Raw genomic sequence first — 19059 nt, 5'->3', positions numbered from 1 at the left:
ATTTAATGTAAAAATGCGAAAAAATGCAAAAAAGGAACCCTCCGAAGAGGGCTCCTTTGTGTTTATAAACTGACTGTTGTATACTTTCTGTTAGGGAAGCAATACTTGATCGATCACATGGATCACACCATTGGTGGCATGTACGTTGAGCAATGCTGGTATCAAGCCGGATTCGTTGATCTGTAAATCCGCCAAATTTACTGTTAGTGTATTGTCACCGCTAAGCGTAGGTAGCTCAGCGCCCTCACGCAGATCCTGAGAGAAAGCTCTTGCAGGAACAACATGATAGGTCAGCACAGCTGTGAGCAGTTCAAGATCAATATCTTCAAACCCGTCAACTTCCAGTGCTGCGTAAAGCGCCTCAAAGGCCGCGTCGGTTGGAGCAAATACAGTCAAATTGTCACTGAATCCACCGCTGACGGCATCAACCAATCCAGCTCTCGCGAGCGCGCCCACAAGTTGGGTGAACTCTGGTTCAGCAGCAGTTGTAAATCCTACCGCAATTTCCGCGATGCTCTCAGTGGGAGGAGTGATAACATAATCTATTACATGGATGATACCATTATCTGCCATAATATCTGCATCAACAACCTGTGCGGAACCGTTTAGCCAAATACCACCGGCTGGGTCAACACTCACGAAGAAAGGAGTAGTACCCAAGGAAGTCACGCTACCAGCACTCACTGCTGACGAGGGTACGGGACCTACCACCACGTGGTAAGAAAGGATATCAACCAAATTTGGAGACGCCAACAATTGTTCTGCTGTTAATCCATTATCGTCCATGAAGCGAGCGAATGCTGCATCAGTTGGAGCGAATACCGTAAAATCACCATCAGCAGCGGCCAACGCTTCTGCTAAGCCTGCTTGCATCACAGCAGCAAGAAGTGTTGAAAAGTTTTCATTGCCCATCACGATATCTGCGATGGTATTGGTCTCCTCTTCTTCCTCAGTTGGTGGCATCAAAATACCATTAATCGCATGTATTACACCGTTGGAAGCAGAGATATCCGCAGTAGCCACGCCGATCCCATCATTGATAGTTATTGCGCCACCACTTACGGTAAAGTTCAAGCTAGCTCCCTCCAATAGGGTTGGCACTGCTCCGGAAGTCACTTGGTTGGACATTACCCGTCCGGATACTACATGGTATAATAGGATGTCTCTCAATTGGTCGACCGGAATGGCGGTGACATCAGTGATCCCCGCATCAGCAAAAGCCTGGTTGGTAGGTGCGAATACGGTGAACGGTCCTGGACCTGTAAGCGCTTCTACCAAGCCAGCCCGCTGAACAGCAGCCACCAAGGTAGAAAATTGAGATGCACCCTGAGCTACCTGCACGATGTTTTCTTCAGCAGGCGGCATGGGACCGTTGTCGTCATCAGAACATGAGGTGAAGGCCAGCATGCCAAATGCGGCAAGCCAGACAAAAAATAGATGATAGTTTTTTCTGAAATTTTCCATGGTATTGATCGGTTTAGTGAAATTAATAAAGTCCCCTAAAGAACGCCACCACACTAGATTAGTTTAAGATTCATGTATTTTTGTTAAACAAAAATAAGTAAACTGTTCTTTTTTGTATATGTAATTACCTGTATATACAATCAATGGGCTGAAAAATATTATTGGAAAATCGATCTAAGTGCCCAAGAGGACGTATTATAATGGAATATTTCAAATTTACCTCATTTTAGTAAATTTACAGATATCTAAAACCGGTACATATCATCCAAAAAGGCGTATTTACGCGGTTTTGCCTACCTTTGGCTGATTAACTCCAGCCTATCGAGATGAGATGAGCGAGACCAGTCGGTTACCCTTTCTGTTTGCGAAATTTCCCAAGGATCAGGTCTCTCCGTAGGATGCTAGGTGTGACTATTGGAGACAAATAATAAACCAATTCAAGACATGAGACTCAGAAACCTTTTCCTTTTGCTTTTACTCACCGGCTGCGCACGATCTTCCGAAAAATGTAGCCTCCCTATTGAGATAACCTCACAGCCATTATCCGTAGAGTTGATAAGATTGGAAAGGCTTTTTTTTGAAGATGTAACGATTGATCGAGTATCAGCGGTAGTAGACAGCTTTCCTCAATTTGCCAAAAGCTATCTTTTGGAGGACGAATTTGAAAGCAGGGAATCGTTTATAGAAGAAATCGTCCAGTTGCATCAGGATCCCGGTATGCAGGAACTCTATCAAGAAGTGTCCATCCATTTTGCAGATTTTTCGGAAATAGAGGAGGCGATTGAAAATGCGTTCAAAGGTATCCGCTACTATTATCCCGACTTCCAGCCTCCAATGGTGTACACCTACCTGAGTGGATTTACAAACGACATTTACCTGACCAGAGACATGATCGTGATCAGCCTCGATTATTTTTTACCGAGTGATCACCGATTTCAGCCAGTGGATCTTCCCCAATACATTCGTCGAAGGTACGACAGAGACCATTTGGTACCCACCTTGATCACTGCCATCTCCGCTTGGTACAATGAATCCGACCTAAAAGACAATACCCTGCTCGCGGAGATGATCTTCTATGGCAAATCGTATCATTTTACCAAACAGATACTGCCCTGTACACCGGATGAATTCATTATAGGGTATACTCATGAAGATATTTTGGCCTGCTATGCAAATGAAGAGATCATCTACGCCCATTTCATCGAAAACGAACTCTTCTACGAAACAAGTCCTTTTGAAATTCGAAAGTATACCGGAGAGGCACCGTTCACCGATGAAATCAGCCTGGATGCACCCGGCAGAATTGGCCGTTGGCTGGGATGGAACATTGTAGACGATTATCGCCAAAACAATGCCGTAAGCTTGCCTGAACTAATGGCAAACAACAATGTAGTTGATATTTTCAGGCGGTCTGGCTACAGGCCACGATAGCTTTTGTTTCCTGTATAGCCACCCTAAAAATAATCGCACACACATCAGCAACGGCTTTTTCGCTTGTAAATTCCGCTTCCGACAGCTCTCGGGATCTCCGGCACATCTCTTTATAGGCTCCGGTATCATGCCAGAGGCACTCCATCTCCCGAATGGTATCCACCGGAGAGTCGCCTTGGAATACTCCTATTTTATTCGTCTTTATCAATTCGTATATCCATCCTTTGAAATTGAGAATAACCGGTAACCCCATCGCAATGGCGTCAAAAAACTTGTTGGGGCTGGAGGATTCAAGCACCGGTAAAGGAAGGAAGGAAATATAGGCAAAATCGCTTCGACCCAACAATTCACGCACGGCCGCCTTATTCCCAAAGGGCAAAAAAACGACGTTTTCAAGGCCATTATGTGCCACGGCATCGCGTAATTTAGGCAGATAGGCCCCTTTGCCCATAAGCACGAACTGCCAGGATTTCCTGGTCTGTTGTGCCGCTTTTGCCAAGTTCAAAAAGGATTCCAGCCCGTTGACCCGCCCAATCGCACCCACGTAGGAAACGGTTAGGGGACGTTTCTCATCTTTCTTTTCGGCCAAAGGCCACTGCCCATCTTTAGGCTTAAAAAAATCTGTATCTGCAAAATTGGGGATACAGGATACCTCCTTTCCGGGAGAAACACGCAAGATAGATTCCCGGATCGGTGACGACAGTGCGACAACATGCGAAGATTCGTCATAAACAAGCCTTTCCAAACGGTAAAAAAGCCCTTTCAACAACTTACCTCTTAGCACGCCCATTTGAATAGGTGCCTCCGGCCATTGATCTCTCACTTCAAAGACATACGGTAGATCCATGGCTCTCTTCGCCCACAATCCCAAGATACCCGTCGTCAACGGCGTCGACGTGATGTACAGCAAGTCGGGCCTTTTCATTTTCGCAAGAAGGCATTTCGCAGCCCACACAAAGCGAAGAAAGGAAATAGCCCGCCGCCACTTCGAAAACTCATTCCGGTAAACAACCGGCAGGTAATGAACACGAATGCCGTCCACCCATTTTAGTTCGTACGCGGGCGCATTATGGGCAGTGATCATATCCACTTGCACACCTGCATCTACCAACCCCTTCGCGAGGTAGTAAGACCGGACCGCCCCCCCTTGGGAGGGAGTTAAAAAATACTGATGTACATATACAAGTTTCATAATCGATGGGCATTTATCCAGGAGGCCAAAAGGAACAAATTCCAAACCTGCAAGGTATTTCGCTTTATGGCCGATTGCGGGAACTGGACTAAGGTACGCACTTCGGGGCTAAGATACGCCGAAAACTCCCGATCAAACTGCAACAAAGTCTCCACCAACTTCTCTCTAAAGCCATCATGAACTTGGAACCATCCGACTATCGGAATACCAAAACCAAGCTTCCTTCTACCCGCCACCTCTTGTCTGCCAAAGGAAACCAAGCTTTCCTTTATCCATTTTTTACCTATCAGTTCCCGCTGCTTTTGTTCGGGCATCCCTTCAAAAAAGCGTAGAATCGAGTAGTCAAGATAGGGGGATCGCCCTTCTATGCCAAATGCCATACAGGAGTTGTCGAACACTTTCAGAATATCCTCTGTTAGATATAGCCTCCGTTCGTAAGCCAACGCTTCCTTTAATCCAAACGGATCCTTTTCCAAACCGACAGCCAACAACGTGGCAATCGAATCAGGCAAGGCCTGTAAAGCGGCCAAATTCATAAAAGTACGCGCAGAATCCGGTTCGATAGCTTTGAAAAACTTCCTGTACCCAACTGGTAACCCTGGAATTTTAGAAACATTTTTAAAGTTCAAAAGAAGGTTTTTGTGCTTCAGGTACTTCAAAAATGCCCGGTGGCGATTGTAGCCACCCATCAACTCATCTGCACCTGCACCGCTTATCAGCACCTTGACCTCACGCGATGCTTCCTTGGCAATCAGCCAGGTCAAGAAACCCGCGCTATCGCCAATGGGTTGGTCCAAGCCCATGCAATACGCTTCCCAATTGGACAAAAACACGTCGGGCGTTGCCAATACCTCGTGATGGGCTCCTTGATAGGACCTGGCAACCTGCTTGGCAAACTTTCGATCTTCGGCCATTTCCCTGTATCTTTCTTCAAAAACAGCTGTGTAGCTTCGAAGGGGCATGCCTGTTTCCCGGTGCCAAAGTGTATACAGCAGCGTGCTATCTGCGCCACCACTCAAAATAATACCCATGGGTACTTCGGTCTGAAAATGGGACATTACAGCGTCCGTCACCAGTTCAGTGAAAATAGACGCCCCTCCGGAAGACTCGTGATTGGGTCTTAGGGCCAACCACTTGGAGGCGGTTTCCTTTCCATCAAAATCCAATTGCAGTACCCTCCCCGCAGGAAATTGATATACACCTTGGAAAAACGTGTGGGTGGGCAGCGGGTGACGCAAATAGTGGTATGGAACAAACTGAGACGTATCCAAAATCCTTGGTACCAAGCCACTCCCTAAAATTCCCTTTACCTCAGAGGAAAACAACCACTGACCTCCACTTTTGTGGTAATAAAGTGGCTTTTGACCGGTGAGGTCTCTGGCTATAACCACCCTCTTGCGCTGTAGGTCGATAAACAGCAATGAAAACATTCCCTCCAAATCATCGATGCCCTGTAGCCCAAAAATACCCAGCCAATGTAGCAAAACCTCCGAATCCGAGCTGCTCTTCAATGATACCCCACTTTCAAGAAGCCTATTCCGTAGGGTCCAATGATTATATAGTGCTCCATTCCAAACCAACACATGTTGCTCGTCTTCACTTACAAGGGGCTGATCGGCAAACTCATCCAGTCCGGAGATTTTCAGTCGGTTGGCTCCGATATAACAGGTAGCGGAAACCTTCATCCAACGTGCCTGGTCAGGACCTCTATGTGAAGTACCTTCCATCATCCCTACGATGGGAGATGACGATACAATGCCAGAACAGTTAAGAAGTAGGTTTATCCCACACATGGGTTAATCGGCTGGAGAAGAGGAGGGTGGCAGCTGTTCCATTAACTTGGAAGTATTCTTCTCATAAAACCGGCAAAAATGCGTGATGGTGCACTCATCGCACTTGGGAGATCTGGCCAGGCAGGTATACCGACCATGAAGAATGAGCCAATGATGGGCCTTGTGTATCACCTCCTTCGGCAGATGCCTGATAAGCTGCTTTTCCACCTCCAGGGGTGTCTTTGCCGACTGTGTTGCAAGCCCAAGTCGCTTGGAAACCCTAAACACATGGGTATCCACCGCCATGTTGGGCTGATTCCACACCACGCTGGTAATGACATTGGCTGTCTTCCGACCTACGCCCGGAAGCTTGATCAGCTCCGCAACTGTCGAAGGCACTTCGCCGCCAAAATCCTCCACCAGCATTTTTGCCATCCCTATCAAGTGCTTTGTTTTGTTGTTTGGATAGGACACGGTGCGGATATAGGGAAACAATTCATCAAAGGTGGCGATTGCCAAGTGTTGGGGGGAAGGAAAATCCCGAAACAAGGCCGGCGTCACCATGTTAATCCGCTTATCGGTACATTGCGCGCTTAAAATCACGGCTATCAGCAATTGAAATGGGGTGTCGTAGCTGAGTTCTGTCTCTGCAACGGGCATTTCCGTGGCAAAATGATTGACAAATGCCTTGTATCGTTCCTTTTTCAGCATGAAAATTTTGATTAATCCAGAACTCATCCTCACAAAGATGGCACAGCCGGAAAACAAAAAAAACCTGCCAACTCAAAAAATCTGAAGTTGGCAGGCAAATTTCAATGATCGGTTAGGAACACTATACTTTTTCAACCCCTTGGGTAGACCGGGCCAAGTCCTTGATCCGAGCTACCAACTGATGGGATGGTTCCCTGATGAGCTTATCCAAATGCTCCACAGAACACAACAGGTCCAAATATTCCTGCATCAATACAGCGTCTACCTGAAGGGCTTGTACCAGCTCTACGCTTTCGCTGGCAGACATCTCCTGATAAATATACCTTATCAGATCATTTTGGGTAAAAGATTTTGTCATAGGCTATGTTTATTTTCTCAAGTTTCTTCCTAAGATTTATCAGAGCGTACCTCATCCTACCCAACGCGGTATTGATACTTACGCCAGTCTGTTCCGCAATTTCCTGAAAACTCAAATCCATGTAGTGTCTCATGATCAACACCTGACGCTGACTCTCGGGGAGCTCATCGATCAATGCCCTGATCATCTCCAAGGTCTCGTCTTTAACCTTTTTATCCTCTACCGTCTCATCGGCAAAATTCAAGGTATCCAACAAGCTCGAGCCATCCTCCATAACAACTGTAGGATAACGCTTCATCCTTCTAAAATGATCAATCGCAAGATTATGACCTATCCGCATCAACCAAGGCTGAAACTTGCCCTCTTCGTTGTATTTATCAGAATTCAGTGTCTGAACCACTTTCACAAACACATCTTGCAAAAGATCCTCCGCCACACCTTGGTCTTTCACTATCACCAGGATAGTGGAATAGACTCTGGACTTGTACCTATCAACCAGCCTTTCGAAAGCCGCCTCACTGCCGTTTCTGTACTGAGCGATAAGTTCACTGTCTTTAGGTCCTACCCTTTTACTCATAAATTTGATATTTTAACAACGTAGAGTTTTAGCCCATATTGCATCTGTTTAATGTGAAAGTCCCCAATACATAGCTTTCAAATGTATTGAGTAGGATTAAACATAGCAATAAATTTTCACTTTATTAAACGAATTCCCCTTTTTCTTTTTCCTCTCTGGTAAGGCCGCAACCATATACGCCTTAAGGAAGGATAGAAGTAGAAGGCAGTCTGAAAGGTACCTAACGCACTACTGATCAATTCACTAAAAATCCCAAAACTACTCCCACCAATACACCACAGAAATGGATTCCAGCTATTCTTACCCGAAAACAATAATCATACCAGAGCTATGCGTCACCCGACCAGATGTTTTTGAATCCTTTTTGGAAAAAACTGAATAGGGTACCGGAAATACCTATGGCACCGCTAACATAAGCGATCGACCGATCAAGAATATTGGGATCGTAAAAACCTATAACCGATACCGAAATAAAAACAAAGCTGATGGACGCCGCCTGAACCAGCCGGGAATTTCCCTTCGCCTTTTCTTCCAATTTAAAGGCTTCCAATTCACGTTCATCGATGTTTGATAGAACAAAGTTGGAAAAAGACCGAGAGAAAAGAAGCAGGCGGTCTTTGGAGGGGCTTAACTTGAGGACTCCCTTTTGAAGCAGCGATGCCAACAAATCCCTCATCGTGTAATTGATGAAGCCTTCCAGCGCAAAGTAGTAGCACAGCTTTTTTTCCCTCATGTTCAGCTTAGACCATACATTGATAAAAAAAGCCTTGTTATAGCGTTGAATCGACAGAATGCACTTTTCGTACCTATCCTGGGAAATCCGCGTCTCCAACGAATCCTCACCCAGTTCGTCTGTTAACAGACAGGCCAACGCGGAGCTGTTCTCTCCGTAAATAAGCTCCTCCGTGAGTCCGTACACCATAGGATCATTGAAGAGCGGAGAACGCACCATCCGTCGGAATCGCTGCCGACCCTCTTCAGGCATGGAAGACCACTCACCCCCGTCATTGGGAAGCAACAAGACCCGCTGATGAAAGTTTAAGGGAACTACATAGAAAAGAAACGGCTTCATTATCTCCGTGATCCGAACGACTTCAGCGTCGCTGGCACCGTCCCGGATTAGATCCTGGATGGATAGACCGGAAGACACAAACACCGCCACATCGAGATGAAAGTAGGCAGCCTTAAACCGCTCAAGTACTTCCAAAACCTGTGCTGTATCCGCTAGGCAATGTAGGTTATTGAGCAATACAGCCCGGTATTTCCCTACGTCTTCCTTTACCTCAAACCCATCTATTGCCGACACAACCAGTACGGTATCCCATTCGGAAAAAAAATGATAGCGTATCCACTGCTCGATCTTTTTATTGTCCAAGCCGATCACAAAAGTAAACTTACGATGGACACAGGCAGCCGGCAATCGCTTTTCCTGCAACGGAAAAAGATAGTCCACCAAATAAATGCGCTTACTGATACGCATGATCAAATTAAAAAAAAGGCCTAGCAATAAAAGGGTACCGAGTAAAAGCAAAGGAGTCTGACCGATCTTGCGAAACACTATCTGCAGTACCTCATTGGATCGCTCGAACTCTCCATTTCTCCGTAATACCTGCTTGGGAAGTCTAAAGGATGCCTCCACCGCCTCGATATCCGGTGCCAAAAAACGTTTTAGCTCTATGTCGGTACGGGATGTCAAACGACTAAAATTAATCCTACGCAATTGCTCATGAGCCCCTACCAAATCCCGATACACTCCGGAAAGGAGCCGTATGCCCTCTCCCGAATCGGCCGCTCCCTGCGGATGGTTCCATAAAAAATACTCCTGTGTAAATACCTGTCGATGAATCACGTAGCCGGGCATGAATCCCATAATCGTGATCCACAATAAAAAATTCAGTGAATAGATCCTTTTTTCTACCTGTAGCTGGGTGACAAAATTCCACATATTGGTCAGGTGGAAATGCAGTTTCTTTAACCCGGTGAGCTCCCCACTAAAATCCGGCTTGAGCTTAGGCATCTTGCCTCCAACTGTCGCAAGGAAACACAAACCAATCGCCAACACCAATATGCCCATAGCCGCTAGACTCATAAAGAAATAGCCACCATCAAGCGAATAGTAAGTCAGAAGGATAACAAGGATAGCGAGCAACAGCCATACAAATAAGGCAGGTGCCAAGAAGTTAAACTCCCTACTGCCAAGTCCTCTCTTGGCTTGGGGAAAGAGCAACAAAAAATTACATATACATGCACCCACGGTAATAAATGCCGACCAGGCGAAAACCGAAAAGATCGTAAGCGGAATGACCAAATACACGAATAAGTAGACCAGCAGGTGGGAGGCCAAAATGTAATTAGCGTATAGGTACTGTGTGCGCTTGGCAGGCGAAGGCCTGTACCAGTCAAAGGAAAACTCCCGCAAACGAAGATAGATGGGAGGCAGTCTAGCCAGAAAAACAAAGGCGACCAAAAGGCCAAGCACGACTACATAAGGAAGTAAAAAAGCCAGTGTTTCAAAGGTTGCCAAAACAAAAAGAGAATCCTGTAGGCTTTTGTCAACGAGGGACATCACCCAAACCGGCGAAATGAAGCCCTCGAAATCAAGCCGCCTTAAAACGGCCTGGTAACCATGTCCATTCACATACAGCGGCATTTCCCAAGTTCTGGCCCGGGAACCGGACTGGTTGTTCTGCAACAGTGTCTGAATCTCCACCCAGACGTCTCTGTCAATTGCATCCTGTAGGAAATTTACGGGCAATTCCAGGCCCGTACTTTTCATTATCACCTTACCATCCGGTTTAAACACAAAAAACCGCTGTTTGCTAAGATCATCCGCTACCATTGTTGCTACATCAAAGGTGATGGCACTTCCCGTATCATCCCCGAACACACTCACCACGCCTTCCAGGGCTCCAGTTGCATTGGAATAATGCGCAGACAGGAAAACCTTTTCCGGTGTACGTTGGGACTCAACAACGTAGTCCCTGTGTTTGATGCTGATAAAAGACTGGTCACTCAAGTCAACCGGAGCCACTCCCGGAATATCTAATCTGCGTATATACCCGTCGGAGGAAAATTGGATAAACTCATTCACGTCCAGCCGCTCGTTACGTTCGAAGTACACACTATCCAGTGGCGTTCCGTCTGCATAGCGATGAAGCAATGCGGTATATTCTCCAAATTTTTCGACAAGTCGGGTTTCCAGTTCATTCAACACTAGCCCATTAAACCCAGAGGCTCGCTGATTTTGGACAAAGGCCAAACTATACCCAGCAACCAATGCCAAAAAAATAAGGGACAGGCCAATTCCCATCACTTTTCCCTTGGTCAGTACATCCCCCTGGCTTAATGTGAAAATACCAATGATCGGGATGCCCACGAGTATAAGGACTAGTCCCAACACCAAAACACTAAGAACCCCGAAATCTATGCGGTAGGCGGCTCTTGTAAATTGGGAACTTTCCTTTAACCCCAACAAATAGTACTGTCCCCCGGCAAGCGAAAAAGGGGAAAGAAACGCCTCGAACTCTTCATTTCCAAAACTCATCTTAAAGGCAAGTTCTCCCGCATTGACCACAGTCTCCTCCGCCTTGCCGCTACCTGCGATTCCTCCTACCAACTCCGAAGGATCTACGAGCGGTCTGCCCCGAAAGCTCCCCGGATACACTGCCACTCCCGCCTCGTCCAACAAAAACAATCGGTCAAAAAAGCGAAGGGGAATATTGTCTTCCATCAGCCTATATATCGGAATCTCATGGGTCACCAGAAACGCCAAACGGTCTTTACCCCCATCCGCTGGAATAGAAAATCCGTTGGTTCCAAAACGCCGCTGAATGAGATTAGGGGAGAGCTTATAGAACGGGTCCGAGCCATTGGCAATCCTGGCTGCCAAGTCAAAATAGTAGTTTTCGACCAGCATGCTTGCGGAACTGTCCCTTTGAACAATCCTGCCCTTCAGTGCCTCGTTTTGAAGCCTTAGGCTTTCCTCTTCAGAAAGCCAGCTCATCTCATGTACCAAAAACTTGGGCGAGGCATCAAAAAAGCCAACGACACGCTCTGCCTGCCCGGCGAGCTCACCAGTGGTCAGTGAATAAAAATTACGGGTTAGATACTCTGCGAACTGCTGCTGATAGTTGAAAAAAGCCGATTGGAGGTTGTTCTTGCCCAGAACCACCGCCTTTATCGACTGGGACTCGAGCTCTCGCTTGTGGCTACGAGTCTGCTGATAGAGGTAGATGGCTACAAGCGCAGCAAAACCAAACACATACAACCAAACCCTGAGATCGCGGAACTTCATACCGTGCCTATGTAAACGAATCCGAGCTCAAGTTAAAAAATATTATTTTATATTAAAATACCAATACCGATTAAACAATTGAATTATCTCAAAAAAAAGAATATTGCTAAATAAAAATCACCAACCCACCCTCTTCTAAGGATGTTCTGTAGCAAATGAGCTCCCGGCAATCGCCCATAGCTACCTTTCCTGTCCTTAGCTCAAACCGGTATTGGTGCAAAGGGCACACCACCTCGTCGTAGGCCGTCACCCAGCCCTCACGAAGCCCCATCATCCGGTGAGGACAGTAGGGCTCAAATGCAAAAAAATCCACGCCTACCCTCACTACACAAACCTTTTGCTCACCCAGCAGGACTTGTTTGATCTTTCGTTCCGGAAAAAGCCCAATTACTTCTTCCCTGCTTTGACCCAGCGTATATGTCTTCATCCAACACTTTACAATAACTAGGGCCGGCAAAAACCGGCCCTTCAACTCAGTTTATCACCGGATCCGCCAAGAGGTATTCACTCTCCTGCGTAAAGGTGTTTCCTTTCCGGTCTTGGGCCCGTACTTCGATTCGGTGAACACCGTTGCCCAGGTTTGTCGGAATATTGCCCCGCCAAAGGTGGGTACTGTTTACAGGATTTGAGGGACGCCTACCCGGCATGAGATTTTCCGAGGTATCCCATTCCATCACCTGTCGAACAAATTCGGGATCGACCGTATCAACCCAGACCATGGGTACCCACTCTCCTCCATCCACACGATACTCAACACGGTCATCCTTATGCCCCATATAGAAATTCACAAAGATTCCAGCTTGTGTCCCTCGATTACTGGCCACGACCCGGGGATGGAACAGGTGCATCTGATAATCCGCAGGCATCCCCAATACCTGATAGGCCAGATCGTACGAATTACCGTTGATTTTCAACCGCGTGTAGCCTTTCGGAGTACCGTCCCGCATGGTCGAAATAGGAAGCTTACGCTCGTCCAATTTACCAGAGTACCAGTCTCCATTGGTTGTCCCGGCATTAAATTCATGAAAGGGCTTTGTCCCATGCCATCCATCTTCTTGGGTATAATAGTTTTGACGCTGCAGATGTGTGTGTGCCGACATGGCCAAAACATTTGGATAGTCCTTAAGTAGATCAAAAAGACGCTGTCTATCGCTGTTTCTAAAAGACCCTTCGTTAATGTGAAACAGAGGAATATGAAAGGCCAGCACAATCAAACGATCCTTGGGAACATATTTTAGGTTATTCTCAACAAAATCAAGCTGATCCTCCCGAAAGCCGCCCCAATAGCCCCTTCCCCCTCGGGGATCAGGGTACAATATGTCATCCAGGACAATAAAATGCGCCTCCCCAACACTAAATGCATAATTGGCAGGCCCGAAGCTCGCTTCAAAGGACTCATCACTCCATTCATCCCGGTCCACATCCAAATTCATGTCATGATTGCCCATCAGATTATACCAGGGCCGCCCCATGGCTTGCATCACTTCGATGTAGGACTGATGCAGATCCAAGGCATCGCCCACCAAATCCCCAAGGGTTATCCCGAAAACAGCCCCTTTTTCACGCTTGGCCTCTTCTACTACCGATTGCTGAAAATAAGCCAACTCCTGTCTGTTGTAGGGCTGGGAATCTCCAAAAACCAGTGCGGTAAACTCCATGGGCTCCTCAGACGAATACAGGGGAAAGTCAACCGATTTGGGCAAAGGCCCGGTAGGGGCAACACCCGAATAACGCATGGACGGAGACCCTTTTGGCTTGTGGATATAGTAAAACTGGGGCTGGTTAAACCCATTTAAGGGGACAGCAAAGCCAGCGGGCTTTATCACAAAGATGATGTTGTCGTCTCCTACAGGAAGCGAATATTTACCGCTGGCATCGGTAAGTACCACCTCACGCCCATTGCTTACCGCGACACCGGACAACCCTTTTTCCCGTCGCTCTTTTTTACCGTTTTTATTTATATCCTCAAATACAAACCCCGTGGCGACTTGTTGGGCAAATGCCGGGGAAAGAAGAAGGAAAAGGCAGATGAAAACGAAATTCTTTATCATATCAGATCTGTTTGTTATCCGGTAAAGCTACGTATCGAAACCCGTCGGGCTTTTAAGCCAATGTAACGAAACGGTTAACTTTAATAGCCCTCGTTATAAAAAACCGCCAAGCCGTCTTTCCCGGCAACGACGATGTCCTGAAAACCGGAATTGTTCAGATCTGCTATGGCAAAATAGATTCCCGCACCCTTTCCCTCACCAAAAGGCCCAAACGAGATAACGTTTTTCGTGAACGACTCACCATTCCACTTGAAATAATACATGCCCAAGTGATCATGGCCACCGGGATCATTTCCATTGTGGGCTCGGTAGCGCTTGCCGGTCACCAGTTCCATCTGTCCATCGTTGTCTATATCCACCCACTCCAGGCAGTGGTACTGGGAATGAAAGGGATCAATAGGATGCTTGACAAAGGTGATACGTCCATCGGCCTTGCGCTGTTCGTACCAGTCCAATCCATAATCATGCGGCTGCCCCACAATGAGGTCGTTGAGGCCATCGCCGTTGACATCCTGCACCAACACCGGAATACTGGCTGCACCGAGATTAAAATCCTCACGCAGCAGCCATGGCCCCGACCGGCGGTCGGATGGGGCTTCCAGCCAGCCGTTGGATAAGATAAAATCACCTCTTCCGTCACCATTCACGTCACCAAACCCAAGTCCATGACCGTGTTTTGGCGCAACTTCAATGCGCTCAAACGCTCCGGTTCCCTTACCAGAGCTATCCCTTTTTAGCTTATAATACGCCAATGGTTGATTGGGTGTGTTTGGCACGATTTCAAGGTTTCCATCCCCGTCCACATCCCATGCACGGGTGGTCTCCACGTTCCCGGTTTTATAAATTTCGTGGGTTTTCCAAGGGCCATTGTTCCCTGGATTTTCCATCCAGACAAGAGTGGCTCCAAACCATCCCCCTGTGATATAATCCATGTAGCCATCGCCGTTGACATCCATGGGAATCGTAGAGAAATCATCGAAATACTCTCCGACCCGATTGAACACCGCGATAAAATGCTTTTTCTTGAAATCGGGCCCTTGATACCAATAACTTCCAGACACGATATCAAGGTGACCGTCGTTGTTTACATCAAAAACGCCCGCCGATTCCGCACTTTCCATAGCAATCATCTGCTTCTTGAAGGTAACGTGCTTGGCGGGGGCGACCTCGGGAACTAAAATCCCTAAAAAAAAGGGGAGGATGAGCGAAAACATAGAAAGAGGGGGTTATGATGGGTTTATTATTAACTGCTAAAATGAAACTATCAATTGTTCAGGAGCCATTTAAGGACCCTTTCGTTAAAATCTTCCAGATTTTCCCAATGGAATGCGTGGCCACTATCCGGATAGATATGTAGCGCTGACCCCGGAATGGCGCCGGCTACCTCCTCGGTCATCCACTTGGGCGTAAATTCGTCGTCTGCACCACCCACTACGAAGGTAGGTATTGCCACAGAGGGCAAGCGTTCCAGGGCATGATGCGCCATACAGGCCGCAGCCTGTCCCTCCAACCCTACCAAAGGCTGGGGATTGGGATCCAACCCAGCGGCCTTCCGATCAGCCAGCATTCCCTGAAAGGTATCGGGATCATCCCAAGAAGCCTTTGAAAAGATCAGCTGTTGGATAAACCGGCTAAATTCCTCGGCCCTGAAGCGTGCCTTGCAATCTACCATCAGTTCAAAGATCGCCCGGGCTTTCTGGTCACACCTGGCCCAAGGGCACATCAAAACCATAGACCTAACCTTATCCGGATGCCGGATGGCCAGTTGTTGGGCAATCGTACTGCCCATGGATACACCTACTACCCTTGCCTGGGCGATACCCAATGCATCCAGCAAGGCGGCACAATCATCGGCCATCATCTCGGTAGAATAGGGGCCGGGAGGTTTATCTGACCTGCCCACCCCTCTGTTGTCCATAAGTATACATTGAAACTCCTTCTCCCAAGCGGCGACGTGTTTCTCCCATACAGACCCAGGTGCGGTGATGCCCATAATAAGCAACAATGGCTCTCCCTGACCACGGGTCTCGTAATAGATATTTATTCCGTTTCCATTTACCGTAGGCATACCGATTAGGTTAACTTTTTTATAAGCGTTTCATGTATCCACTTTCCATCGTGCAAGGTGACAAAGTCCGGGTCTTCCAATGCTTCCTGTCCTTCGTCCTCGCAGATAATCCAGCCTGGAAAACCTATGTCCTTTAACCACTGGGTGATTCCTACCAGGTCCACCTTGCCATTTCCCATAAGGGTAAATTCCGGATCGCCGTCCCAATCCTTGTAATGCACGTGGTTAATGAGGGATTGATACTCCTTCATCTTTGCCAGCGGATCCATGCCCCCGTTTATGATATGGCCGACGTCCGGACACCAGCCCGTGGCCGACGTATCCAGTGCTTCCAAGATCACCCGATAATCCTCCTCCGTACGGGTGATGGACGTATGGGGCGAGTTGGGGTGAAAACTGCTGATAACCCCTCTGTCTGCCGCACGTTTGGATACTTCATTTACAATGCCCACCAAGCTCTTGCGCCTAGACTCCAGGTCATGCCTGCCGGTAGGGATTTGCACAGTACACAATACAGATCCCGGAAACTGCTCCAACATACTGATGGCATCATCGGCGATTCGTCGCTCGTCGTCGGTCTCCTTTGCCCCATTCCAATCCAGCGCCAAGGCCACCGCAGCCAGTTCAATGTTCCGTTCGTTCAACTTCTCCGCCAACTTCTTGGGGTCTGAAAGAGGCCCCATCCACGTGAAGATGGGCTGTATGCCTGTAAAGCCGGCATCGGCGATTATGTCTATCATGTGGGCAAGTTGTCCTTTGTGGGTTTCCCCATTTCCGGCCATAAACCACGTATATACTTCTGCTCCAAAGCGGAAAGGTAATTTCGTCATCTGAGTAATTGAGTTAGTTTGAGATTTTATTTCAGTGGTGATACGATCAGAGCCCGTGTTTGGCACCCATCGCCTTGATGAATGTAAGCCCATTTTCAGCCATTTCCCAAGGCTGGGAAAACTCCCTCCATACACCGATGGAGTTGGCAAAATCGGGATCGTTTCGCGTAAACCCTTCAATGGTCAGCGAACCCTCAAAGCCCACATCGGCCAGGGTAGAAAATACTTCATCCCAGGGAACATGACCGGATCCCGGGGTTCCGCGGTCGTTTTCGCTGATATGTACGTGACCCAATATCGGAGCAATCTTGCGGATGGCTTCTCCCAATTTCTTCTCCTCTATATTGGCATGATGGGTGTCAAACATAGCCTTTACGTTAGGATGATCCACCTTTTTTATCAGATGGGTCAACTGATCCATGGTATTACATAGGTAACACTCAAATCGGTTAAGCGCTTCGGGGGTCAACAAGATGCCAGCTTGCTGCGCATACTCCCCTGCTTTATGAAGCACTTCTGCACTACGTTCATACTCCGATTCCTCGGGTGCGCGTTTCGCAAACACGGAAAAAGCGGAGTGGTAAGGCCCACAAATCACCTTTGCGCCCAAGTCATGGGAGCGATCTATAGTCCATTTGATTTTATCCAATGCTTTTGCCCGTACACCCGCATCCGGATCAATAGGGTTCTCATCAGCTCCCAACACAAACACAGTGGTGGTTTCCATACCCAGCGATTGTACGTGGCTTCCGATGGATTTATAGGCGCTTTCATCCGGTGCTCCTACAAAAAACTCGACGCTGTCGTAACCGGTGGTTTTGAGTCTGTCAATGATCGGCTTCAATTCATCAGAAACTGCCGCAGACCATGCCAGCACATTAAATCCTATTTTATTCTTCATGGGTTTATATTTGTTTCTTAATGGTCATTCCGTTGCTATACTACCCTTCGGCCAGAGAAAACCATCGTATCGCGGTAATTGCTTGTTAGACAGATGTCCCTTATCTAGGCTTTGAACGGATTGCTTTTGTATAAAAACCGCTATTATTTAAAGTCAGCGACCTTCATGCCACGTCTCCAGTTATCAAAACCAAACATGGTCGGGTTGTAAGCACCCACGTAATCCACTTTGGTATTTTCCGTGATCAGGTGAGACATGTTCAGGCACCAGTAAGCCGCATTTACGACCAATTTACGTAGATCCGCGCTTTCCAAGTCTACCGAAGCACCCATTGTGGACGTGAATACCTTGCCGGAATTACCCGCATCACTAGTGTAGGTCTGCGTCCACGCTATGGGCATAAGAGCCTTTTCCCAGTTGATAGGCGTATCGGCCGTCATCCCGTGGGTTACCGCCCCATGTACCAATACCTCGGCATCATCTCCCAGCCCATTCACCGTGTAGACGTCAGAGGCCACCCAGATATCCTTTACACCTCGTAAAATCGGGTGCTTGGACGAATGGGAAAGGCCATCGATCATGGCGCGGGTGCCTTCGACAGCGTGATGGCCATGATGGGCTACCCAGGTCTCTCCTAATATGCGTTTTCCAAAGCCTTTCTCCCAACCTGCTTCACTGGCCATCCAATGGTACTTGCGGTATTTGCTTTGGTTGTCTTTACCATAGTTGAAAGCGTGCGTAGAGGTCCGTAGCCCAATGATGGGTTTGCCGGCCTGTATGTAATCATCGATAAACTTCATCTGCTCATCGGGCAACTCCCGAAAACGGATCAGCATAATGACCAAGTCCGCATCCGCCAAAAAGTGAAGACCGGGGATATTGCTTTTGTAATTGGGAATAATCTCCTTTTTCTCGGGGTCTATCGCAAAAAGCACCTTGGTATCAAAACCGTGGTGGGTACTTAGAATTTTGGCCAGCATGGGCATCCCCTCCTCCGATCGGTATTCGTCGTCACCGCTTATCAAGACGATCTTTTTACCCTTGCCAGGCCCCTGTCCTCCGGCATATTCTAGCCATAATTCTCCATGTTGGGCATAGCCGGTACACACCGATAGCAGCATTGCCAAGGCAAGCAAGGTCAAAGAGCGGGAGTTTACCGCTTCCCTCTTTAGGTTTTTCATTCTTGTTCAGTTTAGGTTAGTTGATTGAGTTTTTTGCGGCAAATCAGTCAGGCCGCTCCTTTCGTCTACGAAATTTGGTTGTCAATATATCGCTATTTGGGAAGAATCCATAATGCTTTTTTTCAAAAGGGTCAATCTCGAGCCGCTCACGAATTCTCCTATATGAAAAAATCCACGGAGATAAACCAAGTCTACCCCCATGGATTCCAATTTTCAGCCTACCCCTGAA

Annotated in this window: 15 protein-coding genes; 1 reads left to right on the top strand and 14 read right to left on the bottom strand. The window is 47.5% G+C overall.

All coding sequences use genetic code 11. The features are described from left to right. Window positions 1-90 precede the first annotated feature (90 nt). On the bottom strand, window positions 91-1464 hold the full coding sequence (locus tag ADIS_RS22455) for a fasciclin domain-containing protein (RefSeq protein ID WP_010856059.1): 1374 nt from the start codon (window positions 1462-1464) through the stop codon (window positions 91-93). Window positions 1465-1908: 444 nt separating this feature from the next. On the opposite strand from ADIS_RS22455, the gene gldB reads away from it, so the two are divergent. After that, window positions 1909-2895 carry a gliding motility lipoprotein GldB gene (gene gldB / locus ADIS_RS17790; protein WP_010856058.1) on the top strand — a complete coding sequence of 329 codons (987 nt, stop codon included), beginning with the start codon at window positions 1909-1911 and terminating at the stop codon, window positions 2893-2895. Here gldB and ADIS_RS17785 read toward each other — a convergent pair. The 13 genes from ADIS_RS17785 to ADIS_RS17725 all read right to left on the bottom strand — a co-directional run bounded on the left by ADIS_RS17785 (window position 2867) and on the right by ADIS_RS17725 (window position 18830). Beyond that, window positions 2867-4087, bottom strand: a complete 1221-nt coding sequence (locus ADIS_RS17785; protein WP_010856057.1) for a glycosyltransferase family 4 protein — start codon at window positions 4085-4087, stop codon at window positions 2867-2869. The genes gldB and ADIS_RS17785 overlap by 29 nt on opposite strands. Continuing rightward, window positions 4084-5880, bottom strand: coding sequence for an asparagine synthase (glutamine-hydrolyzing) (gene asnB, locus ADIS_RS17780; protein WP_035806794.1), 1797 nt, complete (start codon window positions 5878-5880; stop codon window positions 4084-4086). The genes ADIS_RS17785 and asnB overlap by 4 nt, the downstream gene beginning before the upstream one ends. Before the next feature lie 3 nt (window positions 5881-5883). Further along, window positions 5884-6570, bottom strand: a complete 687-nt coding sequence (nth, locus tag ADIS_RS17775; protein ID WP_010856055.1) for an endonuclease III — start codon at window positions 6568-6570, stop codon at window positions 5884-5886. A gap of 121 nt (window positions 6571-6691) precedes the next feature. Beyond that, window positions 6692-6928, bottom strand: a complete 237-nt coding sequence (locus ADIS_RS17770) for a hypothetical protein (protein ID WP_010856053.1) — start codon at window positions 6926-6928, stop codon at window positions 6692-6694. Next, window positions 6903-7505 carry an RNA polymerase sigma factor gene (locus ADIS_RS17765; RefSeq protein ID WP_010856052.1) on the bottom strand — a complete coding sequence of 201 codons (603 nt, stop codon included), beginning with the start codon at window positions 7503-7505 and terminating at the stop codon, window positions 6903-6905. The genes ADIS_RS17770 and ADIS_RS17765 overlap by 26 nt, the downstream gene beginning before the upstream one ends. Before the next feature lie 328 nt (window positions 7506-7833). Next, window positions 7834-11799, bottom strand: coding sequence for a hypothetical protein (locus ADIS_RS17760; RefSeq protein ID WP_010856051.1), 3966 nt, complete (start codon window positions 11797-11799; stop codon window positions 7834-7836). Window positions 11800-11905: 106 nt separating this feature from the next. Continuing rightward, on the bottom strand, window positions 11906-12226 hold the full coding sequence (locus tag ADIS_RS17755; protein ID WP_010856050.1) for a Rieske (2Fe-2S) protein: 321 nt from the start codon (window positions 12224-12226) through the stop codon (window positions 11906-11908). A 46-nt stretch (window positions 12227-12272) separates the two neighbouring features. After that, window positions 12273-13850 (bottom strand): calcineurin-like phosphoesterase C-terminal domain-containing protein, encoded by a 1578-nt coding sequence (locus tag ADIS_RS17750; protein ID WP_010856049.1) that lies wholly within the window; start codon window positions 13848-13850, stop codon window positions 12273-12275. 80 nt (window positions 13851-13930) lie between these two features. Continuing rightward, complete coding sequence (locus ADIS_RS17745; protein ID WP_010856048.1) at window positions 13931-15064, bottom strand: FG-GAP repeat domain-containing protein; 1134 nt, start codon at window positions 15062-15064, stop codon at window positions 13931-13933. A 50-nt stretch (window positions 15065-15114) separates the two neighbouring features. Next, complete coding sequence (locus tag ADIS_RS17740; RefSeq protein ID WP_010856047.1) at window positions 15115-15918, bottom strand: alpha/beta fold hydrolase; 804 nt, start codon at window positions 15916-15918, stop codon at window positions 15115-15117. Window positions 15919-15923: 5 nt separating this feature from the next. Continuing rightward, on the bottom strand, window positions 15924-16748 hold the full coding sequence (locus tag ADIS_RS17735; RefSeq protein ID WP_035806790.1) for a sugar phosphate isomerase/epimerase family protein: 825 nt from the start codon (window positions 16746-16748) through the stop codon (window positions 15924-15926). Window positions 16749-16794: 46 nt separating this feature from the next. Next, a complete protein-coding gene (locus ADIS_RS17730) occupies window positions 16795-17649 on the bottom strand; it encodes a sugar phosphate isomerase/epimerase family protein (RefSeq protein ID WP_010856045.1) in 855 nt (284 codons plus the stop codon). A 143-nt stretch (window positions 17650-17792) separates the two neighbouring features. Beyond that, complete coding sequence (locus tag ADIS_RS17725; RefSeq protein WP_010856044.1) at window positions 17793-18830, bottom strand: ThuA domain-containing protein; 1038 nt, start codon at window positions 18828-18830, stop codon at window positions 17793-17795. Window positions 18831-19059: the final 229 nt, after the last annotated feature.

It is taken from the genome of Lunatimonas lonarensis, from assembly GCF_000390185.1.
GTDB lineage: Bacteria > Bacteroidota > Bacteroidia > Cytophagales > Cyclobacteriaceae > Lunatimonas > Lunatimonas lonarensis.
This window is presented reverse-complemented; position numbering and strand designations above follow the sequence as displayed.